This is a genomic window from Pectobacterium sp. CFBP8739 (assembly GCF_013449375.1).
GTDB lineage: Bacteria > Pseudomonadota > Gammaproteobacteria > Enterobacterales > Enterobacteriaceae > Pectobacterium.
Genome location: NZ_JACDRR010000007.1, coordinates 349987 through 375536, shown reverse-complemented (window position 1 = coordinate 375536; position 25550 = coordinate 349987). Strand labels below are relative to the sequence as shown.

22 protein-coding genes and 1 pseudogene are annotated in these 25550 nt (G+C 53.7%); 11 read left to right on the top strand and 12 right to left on the bottom strand.

The window, feature by feature from the left end:
- Positions 1 to 64 precede the first annotated feature (64 nt).
- Positions 65 to 1246, top strand: a complete 1182-nt coding sequence (locus H0247_RS07680) for a mandelate racemase/muconate lactonizing enzyme family protein (RefSeq protein WP_015840886.1) — start codon at positions 65 to 67, stop codon at positions 1244 to 1246.
- A 57-nt stretch (positions 1247 to 1303) separates the two neighbouring features.
- On the opposite strand, the gene H0247_RS07675 is transcribed toward H0247_RS07680, so the two are convergent.
- The 3 genes from H0247_RS07675 to H0247_RS07665 are packed head-to-tail and all read right to left on the bottom strand — an operon-like array spanning position 1304 to position 6308.
- Complete coding sequence (locus tag H0247_RS07675; RefSeq protein WP_180742007.1) at positions 1304 to 4384, bottom strand: efflux RND transporter permease subunit; 3081 nt, start codon at positions 4382 to 4384, stop codon at positions 1304 to 1306.
- Complete coding sequence (locus H0247_RS07670) at positions 4384 to 5466, bottom strand: efflux RND transporter periplasmic adaptor subunit (protein WP_180742006.1); 1083 nt, start codon at positions 5464 to 5466, stop codon at positions 4384 to 4386. Before H0247_RS07670 ends, H0247_RS07675 begins: the two co-directional genes overlap by 1 nt.
- Positions 5467 to 5492: 26 nt before the next feature.
- The gene (locus tag H0247_RS07665) at positions 5493 to 6308 is read right to left on the bottom strand and encodes a MipA/OmpV family protein (protein WP_180742005.1); all 816 of its coding nucleotides are present in this window, start codon (positions 6306 to 6308) and stop codon (positions 5493 to 5495) included.
- A gap of 153 nt (positions 6309 to 6461) precedes the next feature.
- Here H0247_RS07665 and H0247_RS07660 point away from each other — a divergent pair, with 153 nt between their 5' ends.
- From H0247_RS07660 to H0247_RS07650, 3 genes are all read left to right on the top strand, one after another.
- Positions 6462 to 7151 carry a response regulator transcription factor gene (locus tag H0247_RS07660; RefSeq protein ID WP_180742004.1) on the top strand — a complete coding sequence of 230 codons (690 nt, stop codon included), beginning with the start codon at positions 6462 to 6464 and terminating at the stop codon, positions 7149 to 7151.
- Between the two features lie 5 nt (positions 7152 to 7156).
- A complete protein-coding gene (locus H0247_RS07655; RefSeq protein WP_180742003.1) occupies positions 7157 to 8356 on the top strand; it encodes a cell wall metabolism sensor histidine kinase WalK in 1200 nt (399 codons plus the stop codon).
- 317 nt (positions 8357 to 8673) lie between these two features.
- A complete protein-coding gene (locus H0247_RS07650; RefSeq protein ID WP_180742002.1) occupies positions 8674 to 9507 on the top strand; it encodes a transporter substrate-binding domain-containing protein in 834 nt (277 codons plus the stop codon).
- A gap of 35 nt (positions 9508 to 9542) precedes the next feature.
- Here H0247_RS07650 and H0247_RS07645 read toward each other — a convergent pair whose 3' ends face one another.
- Positions 9543 to 10952 (bottom strand): MmgE/PrpD family protein, encoded by a 1410-nt coding sequence (locus tag H0247_RS07645; RefSeq protein WP_180742001.1) that lies wholly within the window; start codon positions 10950 to 10952, stop codon positions 9543 to 9545.
- A gap of 150 nt (positions 10953 to 11102) precedes the next feature.
- Between H0247_RS07645 and H0247_RS07640 the strand changes: the two genes are divergently transcribed.
- The 5 genes from H0247_RS07640 (at position 11103) to H0247_RS07620 (ending at position 16424) form a co-directional block, all read left to right on the top strand.
- Complete coding sequence (locus H0247_RS07640) at positions 11103 to 11780, top strand: amino acid ABC transporter permease (protein WP_180742000.1); 678 nt, start codon at positions 11103 to 11105, stop codon at positions 11778 to 11780.
- Between the two features lie 8 nt (positions 11781 to 11788).
- Positions 11789 to 12454, top strand: a complete 666-nt coding sequence (locus tag H0247_RS07635) for an amino acid ABC transporter permease (RefSeq protein ID WP_180741999.1) — start codon at positions 11789 to 11791, stop codon at positions 12452 to 12454.
- 23 nt (positions 12455 to 12477) lie between these two features.
- Complete coding sequence (locus H0247_RS07630; RefSeq protein WP_255433895.1) at positions 12478 to 13326, top strand: amino acid ABC transporter ATP-binding protein; 849 nt, start codon at positions 12478 to 12480, stop codon at positions 13324 to 13326.
- A gap of 22 nt (positions 13327 to 13348) precedes the next feature.
- A complete protein-coding gene (locus tag H0247_RS07625; RefSeq protein ID WP_180741998.1) occupies positions 13349 to 14266 on the top strand; it encodes an aminotransferase class IV in 918 nt (305 codons plus the stop codon).
- 103 nt (positions 14267 to 14369) lie between these two features.
- Positions 14370 to 16424, top strand: a complete 2055-nt coding sequence (locus tag H0247_RS07620) for a toxin-antitoxin system YwqK family antitoxin (RefSeq protein ID WP_180741997.1) — start codon at positions 14370 to 14372, stop codon at positions 16422 to 16424.
- Between the two features lie 382 nt (positions 16425 to 16806).
- On the opposite strand, the gene H0247_RS07615 is transcribed toward H0247_RS07620, so the two are convergent.
- From H0247_RS07615 to H0247_RS07595, 5 genes are all read right to left on the bottom strand, one after another.
- Positions 16807 to 17826 (bottom strand): NADP-dependent oxidoreductase, encoded by a 1020-nt coding sequence (locus tag H0247_RS07615; RefSeq protein WP_180741996.1) that lies wholly within the window; start codon positions 17824 to 17826, stop codon positions 16807 to 16809.
- Positions 17823 to 18218: a hypothetical protein gene (locus tag H0247_RS07610; RefSeq protein WP_180741995.1), complete on the bottom strand. Its 396-nt coding sequence runs from the start codon at positions 18216 to 18218 to the stop codon at positions 17823 to 17825. Before H0247_RS07610 ends, H0247_RS07615 begins: the two co-directional genes overlap by 4 nt.
- Positions 18219 to 18220: 2 nt before the next feature.
- Positions 18221 to 19039 carry an oxidoreductase gene (locus tag H0247_RS07605; protein ID WP_180741994.1) on the bottom strand — a complete coding sequence of 273 codons (819 nt, stop codon included), beginning with the start codon at positions 19037 to 19039 and terminating at the stop codon, positions 18221 to 18223.
- Between the two features lie 133 nt (positions 19040 to 19172).
- The gene (locus H0247_RS07600) at positions 19173 to 19955 is read right to left on the bottom strand and encodes an SDR family oxidoreductase (RefSeq protein WP_180741993.1); all 783 of its coding nucleotides are present in this window, start codon (positions 19953 to 19955) and stop codon (positions 19173 to 19175) included.
- 75 nt (positions 19956 to 20030) lie between these two features.
- Positions 20031 to 21122 carry an alkene reductase gene (locus H0247_RS07595; protein ID WP_180741992.1) on the bottom strand — a complete coding sequence of 364 codons (1092 nt, stop codon included), beginning with the start codon at positions 21120 to 21122 and terminating at the stop codon, positions 20031 to 20033.
- 134 nt (positions 21123 to 21256) lie between these two features.
- On the opposite strand from H0247_RS07595, the gene H0247_RS07590 reads away from it, so the two are divergent.
- Positions 21257 to 21805 (top strand): TetR/AcrR family transcriptional regulator, encoded by a 549-nt coding sequence (locus H0247_RS07590; RefSeq protein WP_180741991.1) that lies wholly within the window; start codon positions 21257 to 21259, stop codon positions 21803 to 21805.
- Between the two features lie 89 nt (positions 21806 to 21894).
- On the opposite strand, the gene H0247_RS07585 is transcribed toward H0247_RS07590, so the two are convergent.
- Both H0247_RS07585 and H0247_RS07580 read right to left on the bottom strand, forming a co-directional pair.
- Complete coding sequence (locus tag H0247_RS07585; protein WP_180741990.1) at positions 21895 to 23133, bottom strand: IS110 family transposase; 1239 nt, start codon at positions 23131 to 23133, stop codon at positions 21895 to 21897.
- Positions 23134 to 23444: 311 nt separating this feature from the next.
- Positions 23445 to 24200, bottom strand: a pseudogene (locus H0247_RS07580) (LysR substrate-binding domain-containing protein); the annotation flags it as partial.
- A 14-nt stretch (positions 24201 to 24214) separates the two neighbouring features.
- Here H0247_RS07580 and H0247_RS07575 point away from each other — a divergent pair.
- Complete coding sequence (locus tag H0247_RS07575) at positions 24215 to 24940, top strand: type 1 glutamine amidotransferase (protein ID WP_180741988.1); 726 nt, start codon at positions 24215 to 24217, stop codon at positions 24938 to 24940.
- A gap of 122 nt (positions 24941 to 25062) precedes the next feature.
- Here the strand turns inward: H0247_RS07575 and H0247_RS07570 are convergent, their stop codons facing one another.
- Positions 25063 to 25539, bottom strand: coding sequence for a nuclear transport factor 2 family protein (locus H0247_RS07570; RefSeq protein ID WP_180741987.1), 477 nt, complete (start codon positions 25537 to 25539; stop codon positions 25063 to 25065).
- Between the last annotated feature and the right edge of the window lie 11 nt (positions 25540 to 25550).

Genomic DNA, 25550 nt, shown 5'->3' with positions numbered 1-25550 from the left:
TGACAACGCGCACGCTTCTATGATTAGACTCAATCCTAAGCAGGCTAACTTAAGGAAAGGGTTGATGAAAATTACCGACGTGCGTGTGATCCTCGCGAATCGATATATGTTTGTTGAGGTCACCACTGACGAAGGGCTGACGGGCATTGGCGAATCCGGTGCTTGGGGCTTTCTCGATGCCTCTAAAGGTGCTGTCGAGGCATTGCGCACGTACCTGATTGGGCAAGACCCGCTGCGTATTGAACATCACTGGCAGTATATGTACCGCTGCTGGCATTTCCGCGGTGCCGCGATCATGGGTGCCATCAGCGCCATCGATATCGCCCTGTGGGATATCGCGGGCAAATATTACGATACGCCGGTTTATAATCTGCTGGGCGGTCGCTGCCGCGACAAGGCGCGCGTTTATGCCCATGCCGGAGGCCGCACCACAGAAGAAACCATCGCCAACCTGAAACAGGCCAAAGCCGACGGTTTTACCGCGATTGGTCATCTGACGCCTTTTCTGGATGAGTCGCGCGATGCCCCCTACTTCACCACCCACGCTAAAGAGATCGGCGAAGCCATTGAGCGCATCGGCCTGTATCGGGAAGCGGTCGGTAACGATGTCGACCTGTGTATCGAAGTTCATCGCCGTCTGAAACCCGCCGATGCCGTGGTGTTCGCACGTGGCATTGAGCCGTTTTATCCCTATTTTATTGAAGACCCTATCGGCGCAGATAACTTCGACTCCATGGCGGAGGTGGCTGACAAAATCAATATTCCTATTGCCACCGGTGAACGCCTGAATAATCCGCAGGAATTTGCGATGTTGATTCGCCGCAATGCCGTCGCCTATGTGCGCCCTGATGTCTGCATGTGCGGGGGCATTACCGGTGCGAAAAAAGTGGCGGCGCTGGCAGAAGCCAACGATTTGATGGTCGTACCACACAACCCGCTCAGCCCAGTGTCTACCGCCGCCTGTTTGCAGATCGCCGTCAGCATTCCGAATTTTGCCCTGCTGGAATATCCAGGGGATGACCAACCGGCGTTGTCGGAAAAATTTGGCGCAACAGGCGTCGAAAACGGCGTACGGAAGAAAGACGTGGTGAAGAACACCTTCAAATGCGTGGATGGCTTCATGGAGATCCCGACACAGTCCGGCATCGGTATCGAGCTGGCGGACGATCTGGAGAACCGCTTCCCTTATCGCCGTCGCGGCCTGAAAACCCGGCTGCACGTCGACGGTTCCGTCGTCGATCAATAACCGCGTTTCGGCAGGCCGTGGCGACCAGATATCGAGCCACGACCTGCCGTGTTGCTCTTAAGGCGTTGTCTGATTTGCCATTTTCCGCCCTTCCCACTGCATGAGCAAACTCAGCGCCGCAGGCAGCGCAAGTAGTGTCAACAGCGTCGCGACCATCAACCCACCAATAATTGCGTAGGCCATCGGCCCCCAAAATACCTGATGCGCAATCGGAATCATGCCAAGAATCGCCGCCAGCGCCGTCAATATAATCGGACGTGAGCGATGGCTGGCCGCATTGACAATCGCCTCTGTCGCGGGCTGCCCGTTTTTCACGTTCAGATCGACCTCGCCAATCAGAATAACGGCATTACGAATGATCATACCCGCCAGCGCAATCGCCCCCAGCAAAGCCACGAACCCCATCGGCGTACCCGTCGGCAGCATGGCAGCAACGATGCCAATCAGGCCAAACGGCGCGGTCAGAAATGCCAATATCATGCGAGAAATACGCTGTAACTGAACCATCAATAGCACCAGCATCACTAACAGCGTCACTGGCAACACGGCATACACGGAGCCATTGCCCTTGTCAGATTCCGCCGCCACGCCGCCTTCCGTGATGTGGTAACCCTCAGGTAACGCGGCGCGGTAGCGTTCAATGTCAGGAGCCAGTTTTTCAGACAGCGCAGGAGCCCGCACGCCCGGCGCCATATCCATTTGCACCGTAATAAACGCTTCGCGCTGACGACGCCAGATAATCGGATCCTCAACGCCATACGTAACGGTCGCAATCTGTCCCAGCGGTACGGAGCGTCCATCCGCAATCGGGATTTGCAGATTGGCGATCGTCGCAACGTCTCTGCGTTCCTGTGGCGTGCCGCGAACGACCACATCCACCAGCCGATTGTCATCACGCACCGACGTCAGCGTCGAACCGGAAAATATCGCCGCCAGCATACTCGCCACATCCTGCGAACTGATACCCACGGCGCGTGCTTCCGTCTGGTTCAGCACCACATTCACTGTGCGCTCAGGTTCACCCGCCGTCAGATTCACCTCACGAACGTCGGCGTGCTTCCCTACCAGACTGGCAAGCCCCTGCGCGATATCGCGGACACGTTGACTGTCCGGCCCCGCCACCCGATATTTAAGTGGCCAGCCCACCGGCGGCCCCAGTTCCAGTGCGGATACACGTGCCACGATGGAACTAAAATCCCGTTCCAGCACCTGATTCAACCGGGCCGCCAGCGCATCCCGTGCGTCCAGATTTTTTGCTACCACCACCAGTTGCGCGATATTTTCGTGACTCAGCAAGACATCCATCGGGAGATAAAAACGCACCGCGCCCGATCCGACATACGTGGAAAAATGGTCAACATCGGGATCGTTTTTCAGCACGGCTTCCAGCCGTTTCGCCTGCGCTTCCGTTGCCGTCTGTGAGGCATTCGCCGGTAGCGTTAGGCTAACCAGTAACTCCGGCCTGTCGGAAGCCGGAAAAAACTCGCCCTCCAGTCGGGTAGCGCCAAACAGCGAAATAACCAGAAGTATGAGAGTGATAGCCAGCGTCATTCCCCGGTGCGCCAACGCGTGCTGGAGCCACTGGCGATACATGCGTCCCAACCGTCCCGGCTCGTCGTGATGGTGGCTAAACGTTTTTGGCAACAGCCAGACACCGAGCAAAGGCGAAAAGAGAATCGCGACAATCCAGGAGCTCAGCAATGAAATCAGCACCACGACAAAGAGCGAAAAGCAGTATTCCCCCGCGCTGGATGCCGCAAATCCAACCGGAATAAATCCGGCGATCATCACCAGCGTCCCCGTCAGCATCGGAAATGCCGTGCTTTCATAAGCCCAAGCCGCCGCGCGTTTGCGATCCCAGCCCTGCTCCAGCCGTGACACCATCGCTTCCACCGTAATCATGGCATCATCCACCAGCAGCCCCAGCGCGATAATCAGCGCCCCCAGTGAAATGCGCTGTAGCCCGATACCGGTGATTTCCATGCCGATGAAGGTCATTGCCAACACAATCGGGATAGAGGCGGCCACCACCAGTCCCGCGCGGCTGCCGAGCGACACAAACGACACCGCCAGAACAATGGCAACGGCTTCCAGCAGCACTTTTACAAAGCCACCGACAGCCCCCTTCACCACCTCGGCCTGATCGGCCACGCGAGTCATCTCAATTCCATGCGGCAGTTGCGCAGAGAGCATATTCATTTTGTCGCGAATCGCCTGACCGAAATGAAGCATGTTGCCAGTGGGCGCCATTGAGATCGCCAGTCCAATGGCCTTCTCGCCATTCACCCGAAACGTCGGGGACGGTGGCTCGGCCGTTTCACGATTAATCGTGGCGATATCGACCAGAGGGACAAATTTTCCGCCGATGCGTAACGTAATCTGACGCAGGCTCTGCTCGGAGGTAAACGCCCCGCTGACGCGCACGGCGATTTTCTCATCGTCGGTGCGAATAATACCGGCGGGCGTGACCGCATTCTGCGCTTTCAGTGAATCGATAACCTGCTGTGCATCAATCCCTAATCCAGCAAGACGTCGGGGAGAAAACGTCACCACAATCTGCTCTTCTTCCACGCCCAGCATATCGACCTTACCGACATCCGGTACGCTCAGTAACGCCGAACGAATATCCTCCACGCGATCGCGCAGCTCTCGCGGCGAGAATCCCTCGGCGGTGAAGCCATAAATCGTCCCGAACGTATCATCAAACTCGTCATTAACGGCAGGCGCACTGACGCCATCAGGGAGCGAACTGGCGATGTCCGTCATTTTCTTACGCACCGTATACCAGATATTCGGCACGGCAGACGGCGGCGTGTCATCGCGCAGGTTAACGAAAACAACCGATTCCCCAGCACGGGTGTAGCTCTCGACATAATCAAGGTACGGCGTTTCCTGTAATTTTTTCTCCAGCTTATCGGTGACGAAATTGACCGTATCGCCCACCGTCGCGCCCGGCCAGGCGGCAGACACCACTGCGGACTTGATAGTAAACGCCGGATCTTCGTTGCGGGGCAAACGTTGATAACTCATCACGCCTGCCGCCATAATCACCAGCATCATAAACGCCACCAGTTGCTGATGCGCCAATGCCCAGGCGGACAGATTAAAGCGTGCGCTCGATTGCGTTTCTTGTGCCATCAGCGACGCCCCTCTTCATCCAGCCGAATTTTCTCATCTGGCCGTAATTTACTGACACCAGCGGTCACCACGCGATCGCCCTGTTCCAGCCCCCCGCCAATGAAAATCGTCGTGTCGCTATAGCGCGCCACGGTAACCGGCCGCAAACGTACCGTCTGGGTTGCCGTGTCTACGACATAGACAGCCGGTTGATCGCCCTGCCGAGTCAGCGCAGACGCGGGCAGTTCAATGACTGCCGTGTCGGACTGCTGTATCGCACCATTCACGCTGGCACCCAATACCATCGCAGCGGGTGGCGAGGTTAACGTGACTCTCACTCTGAAAGTACGCGTAACGGGATCGGCCTGTGGGCTGATATCCCGCACGCGTCCTTCAGTCTGAACGTTCGGCTCAGACAGCAGCGAAACGTGGATAACGCGCGAGGCAAGTGACTGATTGACTAGTCGCTCCGGCACGTCAAACACCGCATCGCGTCCGCTCAGAGAGGCCAACTTCACCACCTCTTGTCCGGCACTCACTACCTGACCGGGATTGGCGCTGACCGTCGTGATGACACCGTCCTGCGCTGCCGTGAGTTGCGTATAGCCGAAGCGTTCCTGAGCACCTTTCACCGTTGCCTGCGCACTTTCACGACGGGAAGCCGCTGCGTCCCAGTTTGCCTGCGCTTCATCAAGCTGCACCCGCGCAATCGCCCCGCCCGGCGCCAGCGCCTTCATGCGGGAAAAGTTGCTTTTCGCCAGCCGTTCCGCCGAGATGGCGCTGGCTAAATCCGCCTGCGCGCTGCGCAGCTGATTTTCACTGTCGCGCGCATCGAGCGTCGCAATGACATCGCCCCGCTTTACCGACGCGCCCACATCCACCAGACGATTAAGGATGCGGCCATCCAGCCGGAAACCTAACGCCGTTTCTTCATGTGGGCGAACTTCCCCCGTTAACGTCACGGGTTCCCGGTTCATCGCAGGCATGACCTCCAGCGTTTTCACCGGCCTGACAGGCGGTGACGCGGGCGCATCATCAGCGCTGTCACAGCCACTAAGCAACACGGCCGACAGCAGACAGAAAGCAAAACGGCTGACCATCATTACATCCTCTCACTCATCAGATAACATCAGAACGAATACAGAACGGCCAGCGTGGCGCCGGTATCATTCCGTCGTTCCACAACTTGACTATCCGCAACCTTATCAGTGAGCCAGGTTGAGGTCACCCCGACGTTCGTTGACCAAGCAGGGCTAAATTGATGCATCCAGTTCGCGCCCAGCGCATAACCGTAGACACCTTTTCCCGCATGGTACGCTGCCAATCCAGAGCGCTGACTCTGCTGCTGCGTCACGCCGTAATAGGTTTGGTTATAGCGAGCATCCCCCATCAACACGTCCGCCGACAGCGCCAGCACATCGTCTTGTGCCGCCGACTGCCATACCGTGCTTTTTGCCCCAACGCGGTACTGATTTCCCCTTTTAGTCTCACTCAGTGCAAACTCACCGCTCGCTTCCAGTGCTAGCCACGGCGCAAATTGATACCCCGCCGTTACGGTGGTGGTGACCGATCCTTTCACCTTGCCCATCCCTTTTAGCCGATTTGAGCCTGCACGCCACTCGCTGTTTTTCTCATCCCGTCCCATGTCGTAGCCAATCGCGTGATCGAGATAGAAACCGGAAGGTGACTGGTATTGCCAGCCGATGCCGTGCGTAGAATCGAAATAGAGGGGGCCACGCTGAACGGTCAGTACAGGCAGCGCGGTGGTCTGACGAGCTTTACTCCCTTGATAGCGTGGCGCATTTTGGGCGGCGACGCCCACGGTCACATCCGTGCGTTCGCCCAGGAGCGAGGGCAACGATGCTTCCGACTCCGCGGCAAATGCAGTGCCTGATAGCACGATAGCGGACAGGCTGGTGGATAAAATCATTGTTGTTATGTTCATACATCCCCTCTTTAACGCGATAATCTTGCACCGTGGTGTTTACCCGGTGGGTACAAGCTAATTGGTGTTGGCTTTTCGGCACCGTGGCGAATTATGCTGATGCTTAGTCAAGAAACGCTTTGTGGTTTTTTAAGATTTCATTAAGAGGTCGTAATGGCAGAAAAACGGGTGTTAATTATTGAAGACGACATGGACGCCGCCAGCGTGCTCGAAGCCTATCTGCGACGCGATGGTTATCAGGTGTCTATCGCGTCTGATGGACAAAAAGGTCTGCACATGGCGCTGACCAGTAAACCCGATTTAATTTTGCTGGACGTCATGCTACCGAAGATGAATGGCTCAGAAGTGCTGTCCGCCCTGCGTCAGCGCAGTAATATTCCGGTGATTATGGTCACCGCCATCGGCGACGAACCGGAAAGGATTGGCGCACTGCGCTACGGCGCGGATGATTATGTCGTCAAACCCTATAATCCGCAGGAAGTGGTTGCGCGCGTACAGGCCGTGCTGCGACGTACCGGCTACGCCATTCGGGAAGAGGCGATCCTGACATTCGAGAATTTGTCGGTTGACCCGACCTCCGTGACGGCAAGCGTCGCGCTATCACCATCCGAATCCGTGGTGCTCGATCTGACACCGACCGAATTCAACATTCTGGTGACGCTGCTCAAAGCACCAAACCGCGCCTTTACCCGTGGTGAACTGCTGGAAGCCAGCATGCCGGAAAGTGACGCGCTGGAGCGTGTGGTGGATACCCACGTTCACAACATCAGGAAGAAGCTCAATCAGTACGACATCATCAACGTGCTCGTCACCGTCCGCTCCGTCGGCTATCGATTCCGGTGAACCCGATGAAAAAATCGATCTTTCTGTCAGAAAACATGTCGCTGTGGCGCTGGCTGTGCTTTCGCATCATTTCTCTGCTGCTCGCTACCCTACTCATTATCGCTACCCTGATGTGGCTGCGCTTCGCTGTCAACAATGTCTACGTCGAACAGCAGATGCCGGATGAAGTGCGGGCTGAGTTTCAACAGTTAAGCAAACAAGAAGATTACGCTAATCCTCGCTACCAGCAGATTATCAATCAGTATTACGGCCCAGATTTCTTTGTACCGAATATTGCCAGCAGCGACTGGCTGGTGTTGGCGATTATGGTGTTGATCGCCCTACCCACCATGGTGGTCGTGGTGCTGTGGCGCGCGCGGCCGCTGTCACAGCAATTTTCCAATATTGCCAGCACCGCACGTGATGTCGCTCAAGGGAAATTCGATACCCGCACACAGCTTGTCGAACAGGCACCGATGGAGCTAGTCACGCTGGCAGACGACTTTAATAACATGACCGCACAGCTGGAACGCTACGAACGGGAACTGCGTGAATCCAGCGCGGCGCTGGCTCACGAACTGCGTACACCGTTAAATGCGGCAATGGGCCGCGTTCAGGGCATGCTTGATGATGTCTTCCCGCGAGATAAAGCCCAGCTAACGATGGTCATCAAACAGCTCGAACAGCTCAATCACGTGATTCAGGATCTGCATTTCCTGTCACTCGCTAGAGCCGGGCAGTTGCAACTGGTTCAGACCCCTTTCTACTTCGACGAACTCATCACCGAACGGCTGACCTGGTATCGGCCTCAACTCGAGCAAGCCGGATTTCAGACGAAGACGCATATTGAACAACACGACTTTTGCCTCGCCGACCGCGAACGGTTAGGACAGGTGTTCTCGATTTTAATTGAGAATGCTTTAAGTTACGCCAGCGATGGCCGCTATCTGGCGATAGATGTACGTGAAACGACGCTGCGTGAAAATGCGCCGTGCTGGCAGATTACCGTTTCCGATCGCGGGCCGGGGATTGAGTCTGAATCGCTGCCCCTGCTTTTCGACCGCTTCTGGCGGGCCGAACATTCGCGCGGACGGCACTCCGGCGGCAGCGGGCTGGGGCTCTCCATCGCGTCAGCCATTATCACTGCCCATGGCGGTGCTATTTATGCGGAACGCGGCAAGCAAGGCGGACTTGTCATCATAATGACGCTGCCTCGTCGTACCTAAAAGAACGGTGCATTATCAGTAATTGCCAATAGTTAAAAAGCATAGCGAAATTATTGCTATACCCTGCCGCCAGAGGAAAACACGGTAAATAGCGGCAATACTCATCGGCTACCTGACGCGGTAAACGGAACAACCCCAGACGCCGCGCCTTACCGCGAGGAAGACCGTCCGCCAACGTGATTTTTCTCTCAATGAATCGTTATATTTATCTGGAATGAGATAAGGCGAAAAGAACTAATTTCGCTATAAGTATTTCGCTACTCTGCATGAGCGAAATATATCGCCTCGATTAAAACTCAATCATCAAGGTAACTATAATGAAACGTTCACTTCACCAGGTATTCATGGCGATAACGCTGATTAGCGCCTCCTTTTTCAGTCAGGCCGCCGAAACACAAACCTCGACGTGGCAACATATCAAACAGACCGGTGAGTTACGCATCGGCGTGGCACAGGGCGAGCCCTGGTATTTTAAAAATCCTTCGACCGGAGAATGGGACGGCATCGGCTATAACATCGGTAAAGAGCTGGCAAAAGACCTCGGGGTAAAACTGGTGACGGTGGAAACCACATGGGGCAACGCCATCGCCGCCTTACAAACCGGTCAGATCGATACCATGCTAGTGCTCGACCCAACGGAAGAGCGGAAAAAAGCGGTCGATTTTCCTGAGCAGCCTTTCTTTTGGTATGCGCAAGGCGTGTTGATTCGTGATGGCATTACGGTGACCAACTGGGACGACCTCAATCGGGAAGATGTTAAAATCGGCGTCACGCTGGGCTCCAGCCCGGACCTGATTCTGACCAAACGTCTGCCAAAAGCACAGCTGGTGCGTTTCCCGAATATGGATGAAGGCGTGGCGGCGTTCTATGCGGGTCGGGTCGATGCGCTGTCCTATTTCCACCCGGCGCTGGCGCTGCAACAGGCTAAAGTCGGCAAGGGCAATCTGATTCTGCCGAAGCCGATTATTGAGGTCAGCACCAGCGGGGCAATCCGTAAAGAAGCCGACCAGACCTTCCATAACTTCCTGAATGAGGAGTTCGCCAAGCTGTATCAATCCGGCAAGACGCAGCACTACTATGAACAGGCGCTCAAACTGCGCGGCGTGGACGTCAGCAAAGTGCCATCGGTCATTAAAGAAGATTGGAAATAACTCAGAAACGGTTAACGCGACAGTCCTGAACGGAGTCAGGACATCTGCATTAGCGGGGTCAGCAGCGCGGCGACATCCTGACATTGTTCCAGTTCGGATAACGCCGCCGTTGCCTCCGCAACCGTTGTTGGGGCAAATCGGGATGAGAGATTCTCCGCAAATTTCGCCATGATGCGGCTTTCCGCCAGCGGGTGTTCTGCGCATCCCAGCGGAAACGCAATACGCTCACCGCTCACCACCGTTCCCCACGTGACGACATCAACCTGCAACACCGGCCGACGCGCCTGCGCCATCAGTTGGTCAAGCTCGGGAGAAACCTCAACGTGAACCTTATCAGCCAACGCCAGAAGTTCTGGGTTGGTTAAGGTGTCATCCGCACTCCAGCGATGGCGCGGAATACGATAGGCCAGACACGCCAGCGCAAACGGCAGGCTGAACTGCGCATCCGTCGCATTTTGCGGCCGTGCATCCATAAAATCAGCGGCCAGCCTCTGGCTTCCTTTGACCCGAATCAGGTCAATAGCCTGCGGTGACAGCGTCAGCTCGTGCTGTACGCGTTCGAAGGATTCCAACGCAGTATGTATCCAGCGACAGGCCGGATACGCTTTGAAGCTGGCGTGCTGGATTGCCCACGTCTCTCCTAATCCATCCAGCAATGCCGCTTCATCAAAGCGGTCAGATCCCATCATGCGCCAGAATCCCTGCTCACCGGACAGCACATCTCTTGGGCCGATAATCCCGCCGCGATGTAGCTCAACCGCACGGACGCCCGACTCCGCCGCGGGGGCGTTGTAATCCTTGAAAGACACCAGCGGACGCTGCTGCCAGTTGTATTTGTGCAAGCTGGGCAACGGCGTCAGCGACGCCGCCAGACCGATAGCGTTCTCTAATTCTGCGGCATCACATCCTGTGAGTAATCCGTAGGCCACTGCCGCCCCAACGGATTCGTGCTGACACACACCGTAAACCTGCTGAAAACGTGCCTGACTCGGCTGCTGAGACTGAATGATCCGACCATTAATTTCATACGCGGCGGCCAGCGTACAGATCAGCGTTTTACCGTCAATCGGGCGCGATCCGAGTGCCGCCAGCGCAGCAGCAACCAGCGTGGCACCGGGGTGTCCCATACCGCGTCCGGCAACCTCATAGCCATCATCGTAATCCAGCGCATTAATCGCCGCCGCATTCAAAAACGCCGCGCCAATGGCCGCCAGCGGTGCGCCGCCATCCAATACTAAGTTGTTGCCTGCCGCGTAGTGCAGGCGGGTGACACGCGCGCAGTCCCGCACCACCTGGCTACTCGCACCGGCAATGCCGCAACCCAGACTGTCGATAAAATGCAGCACGATTTTTCGTCTTAACGCAGCGGGAATGTCCTGAATCGTCAATCGGTGGGCAAAGGTCGCGAGGCGTAACGTCAGAGGGAGTTCAGCAGCGTGAGGCATCGGCATTCCGCCATTCTTTTATAAATAAAAGGAATATTAGCACCACGTTTTATTATTTATTTATCATTTTTTCGACCTGCTAAGATGCATCGGTTCTAACAAAATAAGAAACGTATTTCCTAATTATGCATTTTCCAGGGGCGCTATTTTATGTCGTATCAGTGGGATTTTTCCGCCATCTGGCCCTATCACCAGCTGCTGCTGGAGGGGCTATGGGGAACGATAAAGATCTGTGCCACCAGCATCCTGATCGGGATGGTGGCTGGCATGGTGCTCGCCGCCATGAAAATGTCGCCCCGGCGGCTCTTGCGCCTGCCCGCCGCGATGTTGATTGGCTTTTATCGTAATACACCCGCGTTGGTGCATTTTTTCTGGATTTACTACGCCCTGCCCGTCATTACGCCGTTAACGTTTTCGCCTTTCACCGCCGCCGTGATCGCGCTGTCCGCACAGTCCGGTGCCTTTTACGCCGAAGTTTATCGTGGTGCGATTTCCTCGATTCACGCGGGGCAATGGGAAGGTGCAAAAGCGCTGGGCATGTCGAAATCAACGGCACTGCGTCGGGTCATTCTTCCTCAGGCGTTACGCCGGATGATCCCGCCGTTTATTGAGCGCTCGTTTGAACTCATCAAATCCACGTCGCTGGCGTCATCACTGGCCTACAGCGAGCTGCTTTATCAGGCGATGCAGATCAACAGCCAGACCTACCGACCGCTGGAAGTCTACAGTCTGGTGGCGGTGATGTATTTCACCCTGCTGCTGCTGATTAGCCTGTTCAGTCAACATATTGAGAAACGGCTGTCGCTGGCAGATCGCCGGCTCGCGTAAGGAACATCATGCACTATCAATGGGATTTCTCGCTGGTCTGGCACAACCTTCCCGTGCTGCTGAAAGGCCTTGGCGTCACGCTCGAACTCTGGCTGCTGGCCGGTGTGCTGGGCAACGCGCTGGGGCTGGTTCTCGGTCTGTTTCGCGTATTTGGCAAACGCTGGCTGTCGCTGCCCGCCAGAGTCTTTGTCGAAATCTTCCGTAATACGCCTGTCCTGATCCAACTGATCTGGTTTTATTACGCTTTCCCGGTTCTGGTCGGTGTGCAGTTCAGTACCTTTGCCGCCGCCGCGCTGGCTTTGACGCTGTATAGCGCCGCGTACTGTACGGAAATTTTCCGCGCTGGCCTGCAATCCATCGACCTCGGACAGTGGGAAGGCGCAAAAGCGCTGGGCATGCGGCAGACGGTGATCCTGCGGCGCGTGGTTCTGCCGCAGGTATTACGCAACATGCTGCCCGCCCTCACCAACCGGATGATCGAACTGGCCAAGGTAACCTCGCTGGCCTCGATACTGGCCGTCAACGAGCTGATGTATCAGGGACGGCTGCTGAGCAGTACCCATTATCGTCCGCTGGAAATCCTGACGGTGGTCGCCCTGCTCTATTTCATTTTGATCTGGCCGGGGAGCTACCTTGCCGCACGACTTGAACGTCGTTTCCGTTCAACCCCCTAGTCTGACAGCACCACAGGATTGCTATGCGTGAAGCTATTAGTTTGAATAACAATCGTACTTTGAATGAAAACGGTACGTTGAGTGGAAATGAAGCTCTGAATGACGATATCGTCCTGCGCATTCGCGGACTCCAGAAACGCTTCGGTGCCGTTGAGGTATTGAAAGGGATCGATCTCGATGTACGCCGCGGCGAAAAAATTGCCATCATCGGCGGCAGCGGATCGGGAAAAAGCACCCTGCTGCGCTGCCTGAATTTTATGGAGATCCCCAGCGCCGGCACCATCGAACTGGATGGTGTGGTGTTGGGAAAAACCAATGCGCAAGGCCAGCGCGACTACCCGGAAAAGCAGCTGTGCGCCGTGCGGGAACGCGTAGGCATGGTGTTTCAGCAATTCAACCTGTTTCCCCATATGACCGTGCTGGAGAATGTGCGTGAAGCGCTGCTGTCGGTGAAGAAAATGCCACGGCATGACGCGGATATCATCGCCAAAGCACAGTTGGAAAAGGTCGGGCTGGGCAACAAACAAGACGCGCGCCCCGGCAGCCTGTCCGGCGGTCAGCAGCAGCGGGTGGCAATTGCCCGTGCGCTGGCGATGTCACCAGAGATCATGCTGTTCGATGAACCGACATCGTCACTGGATCCAGAACTGGTGGGTGAAGTGCTACACACCATCCACGCGCTCGCGGAGGAAGGCCGTACCCTGCTGCTGGTCACCCATGAACTGGGATTCGCCTATCACTTCGCCGACCGCGTTATCTTTATCGAAAATGGCGTGATCCACGAAATGGGCAGCGCCGAGCAGGTGCTCAAAAATCCGCAGCAACCCCGTACCCAAGCCTTCCTTGCTCGTTTTGCCGAGCGAGCGTTTTAACTCATCATTCAGGAACCGCACGATGCAACCCACCTTATCCAGCCAGAGCAGTCAGGCCTATTTGCAGGATCCACGTAATAACGACGTACAGGTGTATGTGAATGGGGAATTTGTTCATCGCGATAAAGCGGTGGTGTCGATCTTTGATTCCGGCTACGTGTGCGGCGACGGCGTATGGGAAGGCTTGCGTCTGGTTAACGGTCGCCTGATTGCGCTGGATGCCCATCTGGATCGCCTGTTCGACGGTGCCGCCGCGATCCAACTGGATATCGGCCATAGCCAGGAAGCGCTAACCGCTATTCTCCATAACACGCTCGCCATCAACGGCATGACCGATGGCGCGCATATTCGCCTGATGATTACCCGAGGGAAAAAGCATACGCCGAATCAGGATCCCCGCTTTATTATCGGCGGCGCAACGGTCGTGTGCGTGGCAGAGTATAAGGTCGTCGATACGGCGGCGAAAAAACGCGGGCTGACGCTGTTTACCTCCACCTACCGCACCAGTACGCCAGACGTCTTCGATCTGCGGCTGAACTCACACAGTCGGCTCAATCTTATTCAGGCGCTGCTACAGGCGTTGCAGGCCGGTGCCGATGAGGCACTGATGTTGGATCCACACGGTTTTGTCGCCAGCTGTAACTCCACCAACTTTTTTATCGTCCGCCGCGGTGAACTGTGGACGTCGTCGGGCCGCTACTGCTTCAACGGCATCACCCGCCAGACCATTATCAACCTTGCAGAGGCCAACGGGCTGAAGGTCAAGGCTCAGGATTTTACGCTGGCAGAAGCACTCACTGCCGACGAAGCCTTCGTCACCGGCACGCTGGCGGGCATCACCCCGGTAAAAGCGCTGGATGGTCGCCCGTTTAACCCCGAACACCGCCCGGTTACCGAACAGCTCAGCCGCTGGTATGAGGCGTATTTGTACGGGCAGTGATTGAGGCGCTACGTTCAACAACGAATTGATTCAACGAAATATTAACCGTCAGAAACATTTCATGTAGCCTAAGCGCCACTTTTTCAAAAGAGCAGGTCAGGGAATGAAAGCCGTAAAGTTACTGTTTGGCATCCTACTACTGAATATAGTCATAGGGGTCAGCACGGCTATCGCTGCCCCAGACGACACCCCACCCCCTTTTTACGCGGGTAAAACGCTGGCGCATCCGATCATTTCAGGCGCACGCGACAGCAGCGCCCTTCTGGTTTTCATTCAGGAAAACCAGGTGGTCAAAGGCTATTACTGCTTCTGTAGCGAAGAGGATCACAGTGTCGATCACCTTCCCCACCTGCTCGGTACCTTCCCCGATTCCACCATCGAATCCGTGTTTTATGCCGACGTGGACCAGGCGGGTCAAATCACGCTGGTGTTGAGTAAAAGCCACGGCAAGTTCGCCCTGCGCGGTTGGCGTTACATCGACGACGGCAGCTATATTCCGGTACTGAGTTTACAGCCGGTTCTGGACAAGCTGGTTCGCGAAAATAAGGATCTCAATGCAACGTCGATAAAACGCGCCCTCGCCAAGCTTCCACCTTATGACTACAGCGCGCAGTACCCTAAGTTCGATAATCACGATTTCGATAGCATCGACTTTACTCAGGGCGATGTTGTCGGCTGGTATCTTGACGATGGCACACCTTCTCATGCTGCGAAGCAGCCAGCAGACAACGTCTACGCCTATAAAAAAACCTTCGCGGAAAAAGACGGTTTATTTCTTACCGTAACCTTCCGTCGTGTGGAAGACAGCGCAACACCCGGATTTCGCGCGACAGCCATCAGTTGGCAAGCTGACCCGGCTAAATTCAGCGGCAGCGAGAATGGGCCTTATGTCTATTACTCGCCGCAATATGGCTTAGTAAAAGGTTTTTTCCTACATGGCGTTCCTGACGGAAAATGGACCACAGTCAGCGAGAACTTCGCCAGTTCAGGTAGCTATGTCGCGGGACAACAGCAGGGCCAGTGGACCATCAGCGATGGGCAAGAAACGGCAACGGGATTGATGAAAAACGATGAACGTGAAGGCCGCTGGGAGATCGCCGACGGCATGGATGGCAATACACCAGAACTAAGTGGCTTCGATACTTACCTCAATGGCCAGCGTCATGGCCCCAGCGAACGCCGTCTGGCGGGCGTGCTGCGCTCGAAAGGCGATTATGTTGATGACCAGCCTGAAGGCATGTGGATCACCGAAAACGGCGAGGGCCCGTTTGTGAAAGGCGTGGCTAACGGTATATGGAAACTCAAGACGGCTGACGGCGAGATCCAGCAGGTCGAACTGATTGCGGGCATAAAGCAGGGAGAACTGCGCTGGAGTGATGAGAAAGGCCGTCTGACACAAATCATTCATTATAAAGATAATCTTCCTCACGGTTTGTACCAGAAGTTCAACGCTGCCGGAAAAATGGTTTATCAGGCTGACTATGTCATGGGCAAACTGGAGGGCCGTGAAATCGAATATTATGACGATGGCACCACTCTGCGCGCCGATCGCGGCTACCGCAATGGCGAACTCGACGGCCTGTATATCTATAATTTCCCTGACGGAAAACCGAAGTCCGTATCGACCTATGACCACGGTTATGAAGTCGGACTGATGCAAGAATTTACCGCCACTGGCGTCAAAATTACCGAGCGCAATTACTGCCCTCTGTCGATGAGCGGTCGCGGCTACTGCGGTAAACAGCAAACCTTCAATCCTGACGGCACGCCGCTCACCGAGGCAGATTATCTGTTCAATCGCCAGCAAACCAATAATACCTGGTATGCGAACGGTCAGCGTCAGGATGAAACACGTATCGGCACCGATGACAGCTACACCCAAATCAGCTATTACCCTAACGGCCAGATGCAATGCATTAGTCGCGCGCAGGGTTTTAAACCGTTGGTGGTCGATGGCAAAGAGTACAAAGATTATCAGGGTGCGTTACGCCAGGGTGAAAGCGCCTGTTATTACCCCGATGGCAAACTCAAAAGCAGCGGAATCTGGAAAGACGGCAGACTGACCACTGGCTGTGAAACCCGTTTCGATGAGAACGGAAAACAGACCGCTCCCGGCCCTAAAGGCTGCGTGATTCCGAAATGGGAGTATGAACGCTGATATCCCACACAGGAAAAACGCGCAGTAATCGATGATTCTGCACGGGTATGCGGGTGATTCATATCCTTTCGAAAGTGGCATCGCATTGAGTGAGGTTATATGGAGGCAGTTGCTTTCCAATACTCACTCAATGGGATAACGATAAGCCCCGACGTCTGCTCGGGGAGATTGAGTCGCTGGGGTTATAGGTCGTTCAGCGGTATTGGTATTGTTCAGCGACTCACCCCGGATTTAAGATCCCGCTGGGGATTGTCTGCTTTGGGCGATAAGCGGACATTTATGGCCATCAATCTAGCTACTTAATAGCTGTGATATATGGTCAAACTTGCGGAGATTGTTCTTGGTGATTATCCTCTTTCACAGATTTAAACTTCAGTTGTTATTACTCCTGCATCTTAACAATCACTTTTCCTTTCGCATGCCCTTGGGCAAGGTAGGCAAGAGCCTCTTTCGCCTCTGTAAAGGGGAACACCTTGTCGATCACTGGCTTGATTTGTTCAGCTTCTATGAGTTTGCCGATTTGGGTGAGTTGATTGCCATCAGGACGGACAAAGAGAAATGAATAGTTCAGTCCCCGTTTTTTCGTAAGACGTATAATCTTGCGGCTCATCAGCCCGAACACAAAACGCAGTAAGAAGTTCAATCTTCGGGCCTGTGCGAACGCGGCGTCTAACGGCCCGATGAGAGAAATAATCTTTCCGCCAGGCTTAAGAATTTGAGTGGACTTTTCAATCGCATCCCCTCTGACAGTGCCCAGAACAATATCGTAGCCACTCAGCACGTTTTCAAATTCCTGCTTTTTATAGTCAACCACTTCATCTGCGCCAAGACGATTTGCCCACTCGACATTCACTGAACTTGTTGTCGTTCCCACCTTTGCGCCAAGGTGCTTCGCCAGTTGGATCGCAAAGCTCCCAATTCCCCCGGAACCTGCCGGGATGAAAACCTTCTGTCCAGGCTGCAGATTCGCTCTCTCTGTGAGCGCCTGCCAGGAGGTGAGGCTCACCATCGGGAGTGAAGCTGCCTGCACAAAATCCAGATTTGCAGGCTTAATAGCCGCGAGACTTTCAGGAAAAACGGCAAATTCGGCAAGAGATCCTATTTCCCTATCGAAAATGCTGGCGAAAATTTCGTCACCGGGCTTGAAACGCGTCACTCGGCTCCCTGTTGCAATGACAATCCCGGACAAGTCGCTACCCAGTGTTGCGGGGAGCTTAAAATGCAATACCGGCTTAAACATTCCGGTTGGGATCATGTTGTCAATCGGGTTCAGTCCAACCGCGCATACCTTCACCAGGATTTCATCAGCCCTAGGGGAAGGATAATCCAGATCATCGAATCCCAGCTTAGGGGATTTACCATAGCGTTTAAACGTAAACGCTTTCATCGTCTTAGTCTTCATTTGTTGTTTATCCTGTCGATTTTCCGGGTGCCCATGTTGCTGAGTGAAAAAGCTGTTCCCAGTAACAGCTCGATAAACACGGCAAAAAGAATTTGCTCGTTAACATGTCCTTCGCACCATTCGACGATGCCAGACACGGCTAACACGAAAGATATCGTGCTAATACCAGCGGCCAGAGCATATCGGGTAGGGGAAGGTTCAGCATTCCTCGCTAAAAAACACATTAAGCTTGTTCCAGCAAAGAATGCGGCAGAACGTCGGCCGAGCACATCAGTACCTGGCGTGATTTCAATTCCCCACAGGGTGAGGAGTTTTTCCGGGAAAAACATCCATACCGTTGCAAGAATGAAAAACAACACAGATGCCAGAATAGCCAGTCGCGAAAATTTCATTTTTATTCTTTCGCATCAAGCTGAAGGCTATTTCGCACAACCTTATCCAGGATTTTTGCTGGCGCGAATCTGAGAAGAAAATTCAATTTACCGGCCAGCGTTCCCGCTGTGTAACGCACCTTTGGTTGTAAAGCCTGAGCAGCTTTAACCACCACATCTGCCACAACTTCCGGACTTTCCGCTTCAGCCATAGCCTTGCTCACTACTTTCGCCAGCTTCGCCCGGATAAGGTCATACTCTTCAAGCTTGGCATCCGGCTCTATATTATTGGCTTCAAACTGGGTTTTTATGTAGGCAGGCTCAATCACAGAAACCCGGATACCTTGCGTGCGCAGCTCATGGTCCAGTGCTCCTGTGTATCCTTCAACCGCATGCTTACTGGCAGCATAAAGTGCCACATACGGCAACGGAACGACCCCGAGTATCGAGCCAATGTTAATGATGCGCCCACTGCCCTGACGGCGCATCTGAGGGACAACCGCCCGCGTTAACCTGACTATGCCCAAAAAGTTTGTGTCGAAAATACTCATGGCCTGTTCGACAGAACTTTCTTCCGCCGCCGCCGGAGCGACCCCGAAGCCCGCATTGTTCACCAGAATATCGATCTGCCCCTCCAGGCGCAGCAGTTCCGCAATGACTGCCCCGACAGAAGCGTCGTCCGTCACATCAAGCGTAAGTAATGGAAACGGATGCGTTCCCGCCAGGGAGCCACGCCTGCTGGTGCCATACACAGTATATCCCGCAGCTAACAGTTTATTAGCTGACGCTTCGCCGATACCTGAGGATGCGCCGGTAACCAGTGCTACACGTTTTTTTGTCATGCTGAATAAGGCCTTCATGATTTGTTTGACGTTTCTCATCGCTGATGAGACGACACGCTGTAAGGGGTTTTGTGTCGGGTTCACTTCTCTGCAGAACAGCCAAAAGACCGCTCTGCAGAGTGCACCTTATTGACTACAGCGCTTTATATCGTTCTGCAGCTTCATCTTGTTTGATGTCTGAAAGCAAAGCCTGGCGTGAAGCGTCGAGGGTGTCCCAGCGTTCAGCATTATGTAATGGCGGGATGGTGACCAGTTCACGACGATCAAAGCCCACCAGTGCGGCATCCACTAACTCGCCCACTTCCATGAATTTTGGCGAGTTACTGATGTCGATACCCGCACGGTCCCAGATTTCCGTATAAGTACCGGCAGGGAGCACCGCTTGGATATAAATGCCCTTGGATGACAGCTCTACATTCATTCCCTGAGACAAGAAAAGCACAAAGGCTTTGGTTGCGCCGTAAACCGTCATAGCAAATTCCGGCGCGAGGCCGACAACGGAACTGATATTGACGATCGAGCCTTCTCCGGCTTTGACCAGTCGTGGTGCCACAGCACTCGCCAGCCTTGTCAGGGCGGTGACGTTAAGCGCGATAAGGCTTTCTATCGATTCAGGCGTCTGCTCGGTAAAACTGCCGGACTGCGCGATACCCGCGTTATTGATGAGAATGCCAATCCGTGTGTCTTCACGCAGGCGAGCTTCGACCACTGCTAAATCACTCGTTTGCGTGAGGTCGGCAGGCAGAACGTCGACAGAAATAGCATTTTCCTGTCGCAGACGCGCGGCCAGTATCTCTAATTTCGCTTTGTCGCGCGCGACCAGAACAAGGTCGTGGCCCCGGCGGGCGAACCGCTCAGCGTAAACAGCACCAATACCCGTGGATGCGCCTGTAATGAGAACTGAAGCTTTAGTCATAAGTTGATCTTCTTTATTAATGTGTAAACAGAATTCGCAATGTGCGATACAGGTAGAACCGTGACACCGGCAACTTTACTTGCTGGTCTCAGTAAACGATGGGTAATCGGTATATCCCGCTGCACCACCACCATAAAGTGTTTCAGGATTGAGTGAGGCCAGAGGCGCTCCCGTCTTCAGCCTTTCGACCAGATCCGGGTTAGAAATGAACGAGCGACCGAACGCGAACAGATCGGCTTTACCTTCCGCAAGTTGAGCGGAAGCCAGCGCCAGATCATAGCCGTTGTTGCCGATGTAGGTGTTTTTAAAATGCCGGCGCAGGGAGTCATAATCGAACGGAGATGCATCACGCGAGCCGCCCGTCGCGCCTTCAACAACGTGGAGATACACTATACCTAATGCATTGAGTTGATCCGCGACGTAGTCATATTGTGGCTGCGGATCACTGCATGAAATCGCATTAACAGGGGAAACCGGTGAAATGCGCACACCCGTGCGATCAGCACCGATCTCCTCTTTAACGGCTGCCGTGACTTCTAACAGCAGACGTGCGCGGTTCTCGACAGAGCCGCCGTACTCATCGGTACGCTGATTGGCACCGTCTTTAAGAAACTGTTCCAGCAGATAACCATTCGCGCCATGGATCTCTACGCCATCAAACCCGGCGGTAATGGCATTGGCAGAAGCCTTTCTGAAGTCGTCGATAATCCCCTGTATTTCCTGCAACTCAAGCGCGCGAGGCCCGGATACGTCAGCAAATCCATTGTTCACAAAGGTCTTAGTCTCGGCGCGAATGGCTGACGGGGCGACCGGCGCAGCGCCACCAGGTTGCAAATCGACATGCGAAATTCGTCCTACGTGCCAAAGTTGAACAAATATGCGCCCACCTTTGGCGTGCACTGCATCAGTCACTTTGCGCCAGCCATCGATTTGAGCTTGTGTATAGATCCCCGGCGTATCCTGATAGCCCTGCGCCTGAGCTGAGATCTGGGTGGCTTCGGTAATCAGCAATCCAGCGGTGGCACGCTGGGCGTAGTAGGTTGCTGCCAGCTCTCCAGGAACCAGACCTGCTCCGGCACGGTTACGCGTCAGGGGTGCCATCACGATATGGTTGGCTAGTGTTATAGAGCCGAGTTTATAGGGTTGAAATAATGTTTGGTTCGTCATGTGTATTCGCCTGCTAAGTGGTTGGTCGTGGTGTTAATATAATGATGATGATCGTAATCTATAAAGTCAAGTAGTTTGATTATGGTTATCATCAATGTATACTTAAACCCTATTTTTGAGAGGGACAGGAAAGTATGAAAGTGTCGAAAGAGCAGGTTCGGGAAAACCGAATGCGCATTGTTGAAACGGCCTCAGAACTTTTTCGTGAGCGAGGTTACGATGGTGTGGGCGTCGCGGAACTGATGTCAGCGGCAGGCTTAACTCACGGGGGGTTCTACAAGCATTTTGGTTCCAAGGCTGATCTGATGGCGGAGGCAATGAGCTGCGGTTTTACGCGCTCCGCAGAAAGCACAGCGGGTGTGGACCGAGAAAAATTTATTGAATACTATCTCTCCCGGCAACATCGTGATGACATGGGAAAAGGATGTGTGATGTCTGCTCTGGGTACTGATGCAGCACGTCAATCTGCGTCAATCAAGGAGACATTTGCGGCCGGAGTTGAACACCAACTGGCAGTTTTAGGAACTGAAAATAGCACGCGCGCTGATCTGATAGACACCATCGCGCATCTTGTCGGTGCCTTGGTGCTGTCCCGTGCCTGCCCGGATGATTCCGCTCTGGCAGATGAGATTCTGGATGTTTGCCGCACACGTCTTCTCAGTCAGGATGCACGTAAGGATTGAATTTGCTGGATAACAGGAATTTTTCTGAGCAGTGCATATTAATAAAGTATCCACGTCCGCTTCACGCCCTGAGACATTCGACAAGCTTTCTACGGCATTAGTAAGGGCGATTTTCGCGCTTCCAGTGCCAGCAAATATTTCGCTTCGTCATAACGGGTTCTGGTCTTCCAGCAGCGGTAAATAATCCTTATCCATTTGAATGCCAGAGCCCGGATCGCTGATTGATGAGATTTTCCTTTTTCTCGCATCCCCTGATAATACAGCTTGGCCCAGTATGATGAGTTAACCGTTTTGGCAGCCCATTCGACAAAGGTTTGCCTGACGAACTTGGCACACTGCCATCGCCAGTGAACCCAAGATTTCTGGCCACTTCGTTCAGTCACCGGAGCAATACCTGCGTAGTTTTGAATTTCCTCAGCGCTGTTGAAGCGGTCGCGGTTATCACCCAGTGCGGCAAGCATACGTGGGCCCATACACGGCCCCATGCCCGGTAGTGATTTGAACAGCTCTGCATCCGGAAGTGTATCGAATAACGATTCGATTCGTTCGTCGTAGGTTCTGATAAGTTCACCTACAAGTTTGATTTGTGATGCAAGAGCTATTGCCATTAGCGCGTTCGCCTCGATGACACTTTTATCAGTGGTCAGGGGAATCGCGTTGGCAATGCTTGTAACCCGCTGTTCTGTATACGCAACAGCGGGACCACCTCTTGCGTTCATAAAATGACGGACGGTATCACTCCGGGCACGTTTGAGCTGTTGCAGGCTTGGCCAGCGGATTATGAGCTCACAGAACAATGAACTGTCCCGATGCGAGAACCATTCTAGGGGTTGAGGATAATACTGCTTAAGCGTGTTAATGAGCCGATTAACGAAGCGGCGTTTGTCTTCTACCAGCAGCCTACGCTGCTCGACTAGTTGTAGAAGTAAACGGATATCAGCATTGTCGGGTTCGATGGCTTTAATCTTTTGGGGATAGCGTAGCATCAGATCTAACGCCAACTCGGCATCCTGAGGATCATCCTTCGCACCACTTGGCCAGAAGGTCTGCCTATAGCGGGCCAATGATAACGCGTGTACAGGAAAGACAGTAATAAAGGGGTACTTCTGGAGAGCATATACTACCGGGCCTTTCTTCAGTTCAAGGGCGATAGCGATCCTGCCTTTGACCTTCTGGTGCAACTCATTGAGCCAGGTATCAAGCGCTTCCGGCGTATGGTTAATCACATGGAATGTGCGCTCACCGTTTTTAAACTGAACGCAGACATCGTGCTTTTTATCCGCCCAATCCAGACCAACATGAGCAGCAAACTGATGTATAGCAGTCATCACCAACTCCTTTTAACCGGGGATTGGTATGCATTCCACGCCCTTCGAAAGAAATATAGTCAGCAGTTTATCTGCATGCCCTGAGTATTCGTTAGCGAACGTGGAGCACTTACTGGCTCGAAAGCAAAGCGGCAATCATCAGATCACATGATTCTGGCACAATATTCGTAACCAGTAAGCGCATACCCTGAATCACTTAAAAGTGTAACCCTCAGGGTTCGAATGACTATATCTGGCACAACACAGTCATTTCGAACGAGGTACGTTCCGCTTTGCGAGGAGAAGACATTCATAGCGCTGGCACGAGTGCTTCATAGAATAGTGGCAACCCAGTCTGCAAACGCGCGAACGGCCGGAGAAAGAAAACGCTGATGTGGGTAAAGTAATGTGACCGGAACTGATGGCGGCTGCCAGTCAGCCATAACCTCAACAAGTCTCCCTTCCTGAAGATTCTCAAATACGATGCTTTCAGCAAGCTGTGCCAGCCCAAAACCGTCAAGACACATTTTAATATAGAGTCCCGTTTCATTAACGGCGGCATTTCCCTTTACTGGCACGGACAACGTCTCAGTACCACGCAGGAAATGCAGTTCATCCGCGCGCCTGGCAGAACCGGAAAAGTAGTGAATGGCCCGATGCTGTGACAACGCTTCAGGTCTCTCAGGAATACCATACTCCCTGAGATAGTCCGGTGAGGCGCAAGTGATCCACCGAAAACGGCCAAGCGGACGGGCCACAAGCGTAGAGTTATTCAGCTCCCCCGTTCTGATTACGCAGTCCACGCCCTCCTGAACGAGATTGACCTGTCGATCGCTCACTCCAATCATCAGGTAAATATCCGGATAAAGCCGGTAAAAGTCTTTCAGGTTTGGCATAACGATGAAATGAGCAATCCCACCCGGCATATCAACTCGCAGACGCCCCTGTGGTCGCCTGACGGAATCCTTCAGGCCGGATTCCGCATGTTCGATTAATGAGAGAATTTCCCTGCACTCACCGAGATACTGCAAACCTTCCGGGGTAAGGCTGACCCGCCTCGTTGTCCGGTTAAACAGGCGCGCCTGCACAGGAGCATACGCCAATGCGAGTACATTTTATTGTGCATGAAAGTTTCGAAGCGCCCGGCGCTTATGAAACCTGGGCCATGAGTCGTGGTCATGAAATAACGTTTTCCCGTGTTTATGCGGGCGAGAAACTGCCGCAAGATGCGCGGGACATCGATTTGTTGATCGTGATGGGCGGTCCACAGGATCCTGCCTTCACCGTAGATCAATGCGCCCATTTCGATTCAAAAGCTGAGCAAGCGCTGATTGCCTCTGCAGTGAGTTTCGGTAAAGCCATCATTGGTGTCTGTCTGGGCTCTCAACTGATTGGCGAAGCGCTGGGTGCCCCGTTTGCTCACAGCCCGGAAAAAGAGATAGGCGTGTTCCCCATTTTTCTGACGGATACTGGCCCCCAAAGCGAGATGTTCTCTCACTTCGGAAGTCAGCTCAACGTAGGTCACTGGCATAACGATATGCCGGGCCTGACGCCTGAGGCTAAAATTATCGCCTACAGCGAAGGATGCCCACGCCAAATAATTGCTTATTCCGAACTGGTTTACGGGTTTCAATGCCACATGGAACTCACGCCGGATGTCGTCGAATTATTAATTGCACACTCAGATAAGGAATTAAGTCAGGCCGAAAAATATCGTTTCATCAACACCCCAGAAGAACTACGGGCTCATGACTACAGTGAAATGAATAGGGTTTTATTCGCGTTCCTCGACAAACTGGAATCATATTATTGCCGGTCAAAAGCGTAGCGAAAATAACCTCATCCGAATGGCATCAATAGTGCGATAAATAGAGGCCGTCATTTTTAAGTTGAGAAAAAGCCCCCGGCTGAGACAGTCGTCGGGGGCTTATCGGAACAACATTGAGAAAGTTAAAGACCCAACTCCGACAGACCTGGATGATCATCCGGACGGCGACCCAGTGGCCAGTGAAACTTGCGTTCACTCTCTTTAATCGGCATGTCGTTGATGCAGGCGAAACGGCGGTGCATCAGGCCATCTGCTTCAAATTCCCAGTTTTCATTGCCATAAGAGCGGAACCAGTTACCCGAATCATCATGCCATTCATAGGCGTACCGCACGGCGATGCGGTTGTCAGTAAACGCCCACAGCTCTTTAATCAGACGATACTCAAGTTCTTTTTTCCACTTCCGCATGAGGAAACCTTTGGCTTCTTCACGATTGGTTGCAAACTCGGCGCGATTACGCCATTTGGTGTCCAGCGTGTAGGCCAGCGATACCTTTTCGGCATCCCGGCTGTTCCAGCCATCTTCAGCGAGTCGCACCTTCTCAATCGCCGTTTCGCGAGTGAAAGGAGGAAGTGGCGGGCGAATCTGTTTATCGGACATAGTAGAGCCTC

Bases quoted from the DNA above. Each gene is read 5' to 3' on its own strand.
- H0247_RS07605 (WP_180741994.1), bottom strand. From the start codon at position 19,039: ATGACAAAAAAACGTGTAGCACTGGTTACCGGCGCATCCTCAGGTATC.
- H0247_RS07670 (WP_180742006.1), bottom strand. From the start codon at position 5,466: ATGATGGTCAGCCGTTTTGCTTTCTGTCTGCTGTCGGCCGTGTTGCTT.
- H0247_RS07600 (WP_180741993.1), bottom strand. From the start codon at position 19,955: ATGACTAAAGCTTCAGTTCTCATTACAGGCGCATCCACGGGTATTGGT.
- H0247_RS07590 (WP_180741991.1), top strand. From the start codon at position 21,257: ATGAAAGTGTCGAAAGAGCAGGTTCGGGAAAACCGAATGCGCATTGTT.
- H0247_RS07575 (WP_180741988.1), top strand. From the start codon at position 24,215: ATGCGAGTACATTTTATTGTGCATGAAAGTTTCGAAGCGCCCGGCGCT.
- H0247_RS07640 (WP_180742000.1), top strand. From the start codon at position 11,103: ATGTCGTATCAGTGGGATTTTTCCGCCATCTGGCCCTATCACCAGCTG.
- H0247_RS07680 (WP_015840886.1), top strand. From the start codon at position 65: ATGAAAATTACCGACGTGCGTGTGATCCTCGCGAATCGATATATGTTT.
- H0247_RS07625 (WP_180741998.1), top strand. From the start codon at position 13,349: ATGCAACCCACCTTATCCAGCCAGAGCAGTCAGGCCTATTTGCAGGAT.
- H0247_RS07630 (WP_255433895.1), top strand. From the start codon at position 12,478: ATGCGTGAAGCTATTAGTTTGAATAACAATCGTACTTTGAATGAAAAC.
- H0247_RS07585 (WP_180741990.1), bottom strand. From the start codon at position 23,133: ATGACTGCTATACATCAGTTTGCTGCTCATGTTGGTCTGGATTGGGCG.
- H0247_RS07645 (WP_180742001.1), bottom strand. From the start codon at position 10,952: ATGCCTCACGCTGCTGAACTCCCTCTGACGTTACGCCTCGCGACCTTT.
- H0247_RS07675 (WP_180742007.1), bottom strand. From the start codon at position 4,384: ATGGCACAAGAAACGCAATCGAGCGCACGCTTTAATCTGTCCGCCTGG.
- H0247_RS07570 (WP_180741987.1), bottom strand. From the start codon at position 25,539: ATGTCCGATAAACAGATTCGCCCGCCACTTCCTCCTTTCACTCGCGAA.
- H0247_RS07650 (WP_180742002.1), top strand. From the start codon at position 8,674: ATGAAACGTTCACTTCACCAGGTATTCATGGCGATAACGCTGATTAGC.
- H0247_RS07620 (WP_180741997.1), top strand. From the start codon at position 14,370: ATGAAAGCCGTAAAGTTACTGTTTGGCATCCTACTACTGAATATAGTC.
- H0247_RS07615 (WP_180741996.1), bottom strand. From the start codon at position 17,826: ATGAAGACTAAGACGATGAAAGCGTTTACGTTTAAACGCTATGGTAAA.
- H0247_RS07660 (WP_180742004.1), top strand. From the start codon at position 6,462: ATGGCAGAAAAACGGGTGTTAATTATTGAAGACGACATGGACGCCGCC.
- H0247_RS07595 (WP_180741992.1), bottom strand. From the start codon at position 21,122: ATGACGAACCAAACATTATTTCAACCCTATAAACTCGGCTCTATAACA.
- H0247_RS07665 (WP_180742005.1), bottom strand. From the start codon at position 6,308: ATGAACATAACAACAATGATTTTATCCACCAGCCTGTCCGCTATCGTG.
- H0247_RS07655 (WP_180742003.1), top strand. From the start codon at position 7,157: ATGAAAAAATCGATCTTTCTGTCAGAAAACATGTCGCTGTGGCGCTGG.
- H0247_RS07610 (WP_180741995.1), bottom strand. From the start codon at position 18,218: ATGAAATTTTCGCGACTGGCTATTCTGGCATCTGTGTTGTTTTTCATT.
- H0247_RS07635 (WP_180741999.1), top strand. From the start codon at position 11,789: ATGCACTATCAATGGGATTTCTCGCTGGTCTGGCACAACCTTCCCGTG.